A 7,394-nucleotide genomic window follows, 5' to 3' on the forward strand; every position below is an offset into this window, starting at 1 on the left:
GTCCGCTCTCCCGATCCGGGAAGCCGCTCAAGATGCCGCTGAGGTTGACGCCGAGCAGGCCACATCGGTCCCCGCTCCCGAACGGGAGGCGTAAGGGTGTGACCTGCGCCCGGGTACGGTTTTGACGGCTCTTCACCCCCGAGATGCTTCGAATCCGGGTTGTTCCGAGGAAATTCCTTTCCGCCGGGCTCACACTTTTGCGTACGCCTCAGGCAAAATGCGTGGAATTTTGTTTTAAGTACTTCTACGCATTGAGGAGAACAACAAGATGCTCGGCATCGTTCTTGTCGCTTTGGGCGTGGCGGCCGCGGCCTACCTCGTCCTGAAACGCTTCTACGCGCCGATGGCGCTCCTGATGGTGGGCGCCGCCCTCATCGTCGTCATGGGGTTCGTGACGGGTGAACCGGTCGTCACCGGCAAATCCGCCACCAACACCTTCACCTTCGACGTCGTCCAGGTGATGACGAATCTTCTGAAGTCCCGCGCGGCGGGGCTCGGCATGAACATCATGGTCGTTGCGGGCTTTGCCGCCTACATGGACCGCATCGGCGCCACCAAGTCGCTCGTCAACCTCTGCACGAAGCCGCTCGAAAAGATCCACGCCCCGTACGTGCTCCTCGCGCTCGCCTACGTCGTGGGGCAGTTGCTCAACGTCTTCATCCCGTCCGCGACCGGTCTCGGGATGCTCCTGATGGTGACGCTCTTCCCGCTCTTGGTCTCCCAAGGGGTGTCCAAATACTCCGCCGCCGCGGCCATCGCGACCGCATCGGCCCTCGACCTCGGTCCCGCGTCCGGGAATTCGCTCCTTGCGGCGGAGCTCTCCGCAATCCACGTCATGGAGTACTTCTTCGACGGTCAGCTCCCGATCGCGGTCGTCGTGCTCCCGCTCTGCGCGATCGCGCATGCGTTCCTCCAGCGCCAGTTCGACATCAAGGACCGCGCCTTGGGCCGCTTGACCGACGCCGACTTCACGGCGCAAGCCGTCGAAGTGAAGGGCGCCGCCGCCCAGCGCACGTCTCCCGCCTACTACGCGCTCCTGCCGCTTCTTCCCGTCGTGCTCCTCTTCGTCTTCTCGAAGTTCGTCTACGCGGAAGTGCGCCTGGAGCTCATCACCGCGATTCTCTTCTGCTGCTTCACGGCGTTCGTGGTCGATCTCTTGACGCGCCGCACCCCGAAGGAAGTCGTCGCCGACACCAAGGCGATCTTCGAAGGCATGGGGAAGGTCTTCACCTCCACCGTGATCCTCATCATCTGTGCGGAAGTCTTCGCCGAGGGCTTGAAGCGCACCGGCGGCATCGACGCCATCCTCACCTGGGCTTCGCAGATCGAAGGCGCGGGCGGCGTCGCCATGCTCCTCATGATGATCGGCATCATGGCGGTCGCCTCCTTCGTCACCGGGTCGGGCAACGCCGCCTTCTTCGCGTTCTCGCACTTCCTGCCGCAGTGCGCGAAGTCGGTCGCGTGGGAGACGATCGTTTTGGCCGCCCCCGTGCAGCTCGCCTCCGGGATCGCCCGCTCGATGTCGCCGATCTCGGGCGTCACGATGGCGGTCGCGGGCTTGGCCGGGATCTCGCCCTTCGAGCTCGTGCGCCGCACGCTCCCCGTGATGGTGCTCGCGCTCTTCCTCACGATCCTCGCATCGGTCCTCTTCGTCTAAAGGACGAATGGACTCCGCGAGGGATCAAACCCTGAGGAAACCTTGAAATCCACGCCCGTTTGAGCCATCTCAGCGGGCGCGGCTTCCATCCGGCGGATAATTCTCCGGATTCACTCCAATCACCCCATTCTCCACAACGACCAACCCGGACGGGCTCAGGTCCGTCCCACCCGAAAAACCGAAGAGGAACCCAAGATGACGCAGCAGCTCCCGCCCCTCAACGCTTCCATCGCCGAGCATGCTCAAAAGCTCGCCGCCCGACCCGAAGTCGCGGCGGCCTTGGCCGACCTCAAGGCCAACGCCCCGGAAGCGATGAAGCTCCAAGTGCATCTCTGCGAAATCCCCGCGCCCACCTTCCACGAAGAAGTCCGCGCGGCCGAGATCCAGCGCCTCATGAAGTCGTACGGCCTCGAAGACGTGCAGATCGATGAGATCGGGAACGTCGTCGGCCGCCGTCCGGGGAAGGGGAACGGCCCGCTTCTCGCGATCGGCGCCCACATGGACACGGTCTTCCCGGAAGGGACGCCCATCAAGGTCCGCCGTGAAGGGAACCGCTACTACGGTCCCGGGATCGGCGACAACTGCTCGGGGCTTCGCGCGATGCTCGAAGTCCTTCGCGCCATGCAGAAGGCGAACCTGGAAACGGAAGGCGACATCCTCTTCATCGGCACGGTCGGCGAAGAGGGGAACGGCGACATCCGCGGATCCAAACATCTCTTCAACACCCGGAAGGACATCGACGGCTTCCTCGCCGTCGACAACACCGACGTCACCCGCATCCTCCACACCGCGATCGGCGCGCACCGCTGGCGCGTGACGGTGCAGGGCACCGGCGGCCACAGCTACGCCGCCTTCGGGAAGGTGCCGTCCGCGATCCACGCGGTCTGCATGGCGGGCGCGAAGATCGCGCACATCAAGGTGCCCGAAGCGCCGGTGACGACCTTCACGATCGGGACGATCAAGGGGGGCACCTCGGTGAACACCATTGCGCCTTCCTGCTCCGTCGACATCGACGTGCGCTCGTTTGAAAACGGCCCCATCGAAGCGATCGACAAGCAGATCGTCGCCGCCTTCCAGGAAGCGATCGAGGAAGAGCACCGCATCTGGGGGATCACGGACCCGGAGAAGAAGCTCAACCTCATCGTCGAGCAGATCGGCGACCGCCCGGCCGGGATCCGTCCGCACGACTGCCCCGTCATTCAGGCCTCGCGCGCGGCGCAGAAGGCGCTCGGGATCGAATTGAAGAACTACGGCGCGTCCTCGACCGACGCCAACATGCCCGTTTCGCTCGGCATCCCCGCGACGTGCCTCTCGGCCGGCGGCTGCCAGATGAAGTCCCACACGATCCACGAGTACTACGACGACATCGTCCCGCATCTCGGGCCGCAGCTCGTCCTTCTCACGGCGCTGGAACTCGTGGGGCTGAAGGGTGAAACCCCGACGCTCCCGAAGCGGTCGTAAGCGTCGCGTCCGACAACTCCAGATGAACGAAGCCCTCCGGTCCGCTGGCCGGAGGGCTTCGTTTTTCGAAGAAGCTGAAGAGTGGAAGAGGGCGGGGCCGCGCCGTGCGATTCCACGCGGCTGCTCCCGTCTCTACGCCTTACGCGTCCTCAAAGGGAATGGCGCGCAGGCGGATCGAGGGCGAATCGAATTCGCCCGGCACCACCTTGACCACACCCTTCTTGCCGGGCTTCTTCACCTTGCGCTCGTTCCTAAGCTTCCGCAGGTGCGCGAAGACCGGGATCTCGAAGGGCGAGCCCGGGAGCAGGGCCTGTTCTTCCGTCGGATTCGCTTCGAGGTCCGTAACGAAGGCCTTGGCCTTCGCAAGGAGGTGCGTCATCAGGAGCACGAGCTTCGGATCCTGGTCGCCCAGCTTCGCGACGGATTCGGGCAGGAGCACGATCCACTCTTCGGCGTACTCGGGCATCGGGCGCTTCTGGGCGCGCGAGATGCGCGTCACCTCGTCGGCGAGGCCCACGGTCACCATGGCGCGGTTCCCGTCCTTTTCCAGCACCGCCACGCCCAGCTCCCCGTCGTCGCGCACGTTGACGATCGCGCCGAACGGGTGGTACATCGGCGCGAACCAGTCGAAGTTGCGGCGCCAAAGGGCGTTCCCGTGGTTGTGAAGGACAAGAAGCGCCTGGACCGCGCGATAGTCGTCCATCGTGACCGCGCCGGTCTTGCCGTTCAAGAGTTCCTGAAGAATGATCACCGTATCCGGGTTCAACCACGGGTAGAGGTGCATGAGCGGCTGGAAGTCCGGGTGGCAGGAACCTTCGGTGGTGGTGAGAAGCTTCGAGGCCGCCTCCCAGTCGACCACCGCGTACTTCGCCGCAAAGCGCCCGAGCGCCGCCTTCATGCGGTTGATCTTGGTCTCCGTCCACCCCTCGCGGTCCTTCGCGACGCAGGTCGGGCGGGCCGCCACGCGCTCGTAGTAGTTCATGAGAAGGTTGACGTAGCCCTGGGGCGTCACCGTCACCGGGGCGGATTCGTTCGCGGCGTCAAGGGTCGAGTGGCCCGGGTCGACCAATTCGGTCCCGTCCGCGTCCGTCGCTTCGGTCGAAGCGGGAAGAGGCGCGGGGGCGACGGCGGCTTCAGGCGATTCGGGCGCTTCGGGCGCGTGGATGCGGCCCATGACGCTTCGGAGATTCCAAGTCGGGAACCCGGCGTCCGCAAAGAGCTTGTTCAAGGGCGCGAGCTTCCCGTCCGCCTTCGTGAGGTCGTTCACGGGCCAGCCCAAGGGGGCGGAGCAGACCGCGACGTAGAGCCCGAGCGTCAGGCGCCGGAGCGCCTCGACGAAATGCCGGTCGCCGAGGCTCGATGCCGCGTCCTCGGTCGCCGTGAACGCTTCCATGAGGCGCATGAGGGACGCACGGTCGGAGTCCGCGGGCTTCTTCGACCAGCGCTCGTTCATCGAGACGACCGAAAAGGCTTCCGCCATGCGGCAGAAAAGCTCCGTGGGCGATGTCTTCTTGTAGGAGGTCTTGCGGCGCTCCGCCTTGAAGGCTTCAGCGCGCTCGGCCAAAAGGACCTTCGCCGCGTCGATGTCCTTTTCGCGCTTCGCGATCTCCTCTTCAGACCCCGTGAGGTCGACGCCGAAGCTGATGAGCGAATCGCGACGCGCTTGGAGGCACGTGCCCAAAACGGCCATGAAGTCTTCCGGGCGGCCCTTCTTCGGGTCGGCCTTGAGTTTCACGAGCTTTTCGAACTTCCCCAACGCGTCGGGCGTCTCTTCGGCGACCCCCGCGCAGAACTTCCGGAAGTTGTCCGTGACGAGCGACTTCGGGAGGCCGCAGTCCTCCGCAAACCCGCCGTAGTAGGCGCCGAAGCGCTCCATCTCGTTTTCGACCGCCACGCACCCGGCCCAGAGGACCGCCTGCGCGAAGGCCTCATACGCACGTCCGCCCGCGCGCAGGAGCGGTTCCTTCTCGGGGTGCCCGAGCGACCAGAAGCAGCGCGCGGCGACAGGCATCCCGAGCGCGCCGCGGGGTTCGTCGCCGACCTCGATCAAAAAGAGCGTCGCGGCCAGGGCGTCCGCCGTCACCGCGTCGGTCTTGCGAAGCTTCGCCCAGAGGGCGTCGGTCGGGTCGCGCAGTTCCGGCATCAGCCTCCCGACCACCTCCCGGATGCGCGTCATCTGGACCGAAGGCTTGTTGATGAGCGACTGAAGGACGGCCAGATAGAAGCGGGGGTCCGCCTCAAAGCCCGCCTTCTGCGCGCGGAAGAGCTCCAACTCCGCATCCGACCCGGGCGTGCGGCGGGTGAGCGAAAGGAGCACGTACCCGAACTTCGCGAGCGCGTCGTCCAGCTCGGCCGACCCCGTCTCCTTCGTCTTCGCGGCCCATTCGGCAAAGCGCACCTGCGCGTAGGCCGAGTGCTTGAGGCTCGTCCCCAGGTACGTGAGGGCGGTCTTCAGGTCCTCGGGGATCTCAAGCGCCTCGTAGTCTTCTCGGGTCGCGCGGCGCACGGGATTGATCGCGAGGAGCAGCGCTTCGCGAAGCGGCCCCGTGAGGCGCTTGTCCTTCACGATGCGCTCGCGGAGCGCGTCGTGGGGAAGAAAGTCGTAGGCGAAGCTCGGATCGAGCAGATGCTCGGCGCAGGCGGAAAGCGCCGCGGACGGAGTCGTCATGTCGGGTCCTTGTGATGTTGGGAAATGGATGGCCGAAGCTTATCACGGCGGTAGCTTTTTTCAGTACCCGATCGGGTAGAAACGCCCGATATGGACGGGATTCTTTCGCCGTTGAGGCTTTGCGGAGACAGTTTTCGAAGAGGGTGTGGAGGAGAGCGCCTGGAGGGTCGGTCGGATGGCCGGGCGGATGGTGGGTGAGGGCACCGGACGATGGGCGTGTGGTCGGCGTGTGGTCGGCGTCTTCACCCGGACGGGGTCGAGACGGCCTCTCTTTGACGGCGCTGCGTGTTTTGGGGTTCTTTTCCGGAGGGAGATACCTTCAGCCTACGCAAAACATTCTACCGTACAGTATCAAATTTGCATCCCGTCTGAAATTGGGCAGGTCATGTCGTTTCGGACCTCTGAAACGCTTGATGACGGTCTTGGAGCCGCCCGAACCCCCTAGGGCGGACAGAAAAGCGTTCACTTACCGGCGGAAAGCGTCGAAATTTGACGGCCGGTTTTCGGCGTGTGAAGAAAACACCACAGCATTCCTTCCGCCCCAGGGAATCCGGGGTTTCGACGAAATTCATGCACTTAGGGCTTACCCGATGTCATGCAATCGTCCCGACGGATGAGCCGCGCGCCGAAAACGTGATATTTCCTCGCCTCCCGCGTGAGCCGATCGCCGCAGAAAGACGGTAGACGGAGACCCCACGCGATTTGGAGCTAAAGAGAAATGCAAAACAACACCATCGCCGCCGCCATGCCCGGCTTCGGCACGAAAACCATCCTCGCGGCCGCCGTGGCGGCCGTCATCTCGACCGGCGCCTTTGCGGCGTCCTCGTCCGGCGTCCTGATCACCCCCGACGCCACCGAACTCAATTCCCCCGTGAAGGGCGGTGAGGAAGCCAATTTTGAAGGCACCCGCGCCTACCTCTATGCCGGGAACGCCCTCGCCATCTCGATGGAAGGCCGCGACTACGGCGAGAACGCCAAGGTCGAGGGCGTCAAGTCCTCCTACGTTCAGGAACAGGCTGCGGGCGGTGCCGACACGTTGGCCATCAACGCGCTCATCCTCGAAGGCGGCACCATCTCGGGCCTCGTCGCCGACCCGGTCAAGGACGCCGAAACGTCCGCCGTCGGCGGATCGGCCTTGGCCGCGGTCTACTCGAAGAGCGAAGGCAACGCCAACGCGCTCCGCGTGCGCGTGAAGGGCACCGACTTCACCGGCAACGCCTCGACCGGTCAGGGAGGCGCCGTCTACCTGGAAGGCGTGGAAGCCGCCTTCACCGACTCGAACTTCCAGAACAACACCTCCTCGAAGGAAGGCGGTGCGATCTACGCGAAGGGCGGTCAGGTGACCCTCGCCGCGGCGAACGCCGACGTCGTCATCTCCGGGAACAAGGACGCTTCGAAGAATGCCGGCGGCTTCCTCTACGCCGCCGACGCCGCGAACGTCACCTTGGACGCCGCCGAAGGCCGCACGATCACGATCGGGACCGCGGGCGAATCGACCGACGGGCTCGCCTCCTACACGACCCGCGACAGCCACGGCACCCTCAGGAAGACGGGTGAGGGCAAGGTCGTCATCAACAGCTCGATGGAATCGTGGAACAACGACATCAC

The 7,394-nt window shown here is 64.8% G+C and carries 4 protein-coding genes; 3 read left to right on the forward strand and 1 reads right to left on the reverse strand.

Features of this window, described 5'->3' with window-relative positions:
• Positions 1–268 precede the first annotated feature (268 nt).
• Together dcuC and HMPREF9440_RS05115 are read left to right on the forward strand one after the other, a co-directional pair.
• On the forward strand, positions 269–1,657 hold the full coding sequence (gene dcuC, locus HMPREF9440_RS05110) for a C4-dicarboxylate transporter DcuC (protein WP_008542131.1): 1,389 nt from the start codon (positions 269–271) through the stop codon (positions 1,655–1,657).
• Between the two features lie 195 nt (positions 1,658–1,852).
• Entirely contained in the window at positions 1,853–3,118 is a 1,266-nt protein-coding gene (locus HMPREF9440_RS05115) for a M20/M25/M40 family metallo-hydrolase (RefSeq protein WP_008542132.1), read from the forward strand.
• Positions 3,119–3,257: 139 nt separating this feature from the next.
• On the opposite strand, the gene HMPREF9440_RS05120 is transcribed toward HMPREF9440_RS05115, so the two are convergent.
• A complete protein-coding gene (locus HMPREF9440_RS05120; RefSeq protein ID WP_008542133.1) occupies positions 3,258–5,786 on the reverse strand; it encodes a hypothetical protein in 2,529 nt (842 codons plus the stop codon).
• A 718-nt stretch (positions 5,787–6,504) separates the two neighbouring features.
• On the opposite strand from HMPREF9440_RS05120, the gene HMPREF9440_RS05125 reads away from it, so the two are divergent.
• Positions 6,505–7,394: hypothetical protein (locus HMPREF9440_RS05125; protein ID WP_040763789.1), on the forward strand; the 890-nt coding region annotated here is incomplete at its 3' end.

It is taken from the genome of Sutterella parvirubra YIT 11816, from assembly GCF_000250875.1.
GTDB lineage: Bacteria > Pseudomonadota > Gammaproteobacteria > Burkholderiales > Burkholderiaceae_F > Sutterella > Sutterella parvirubra.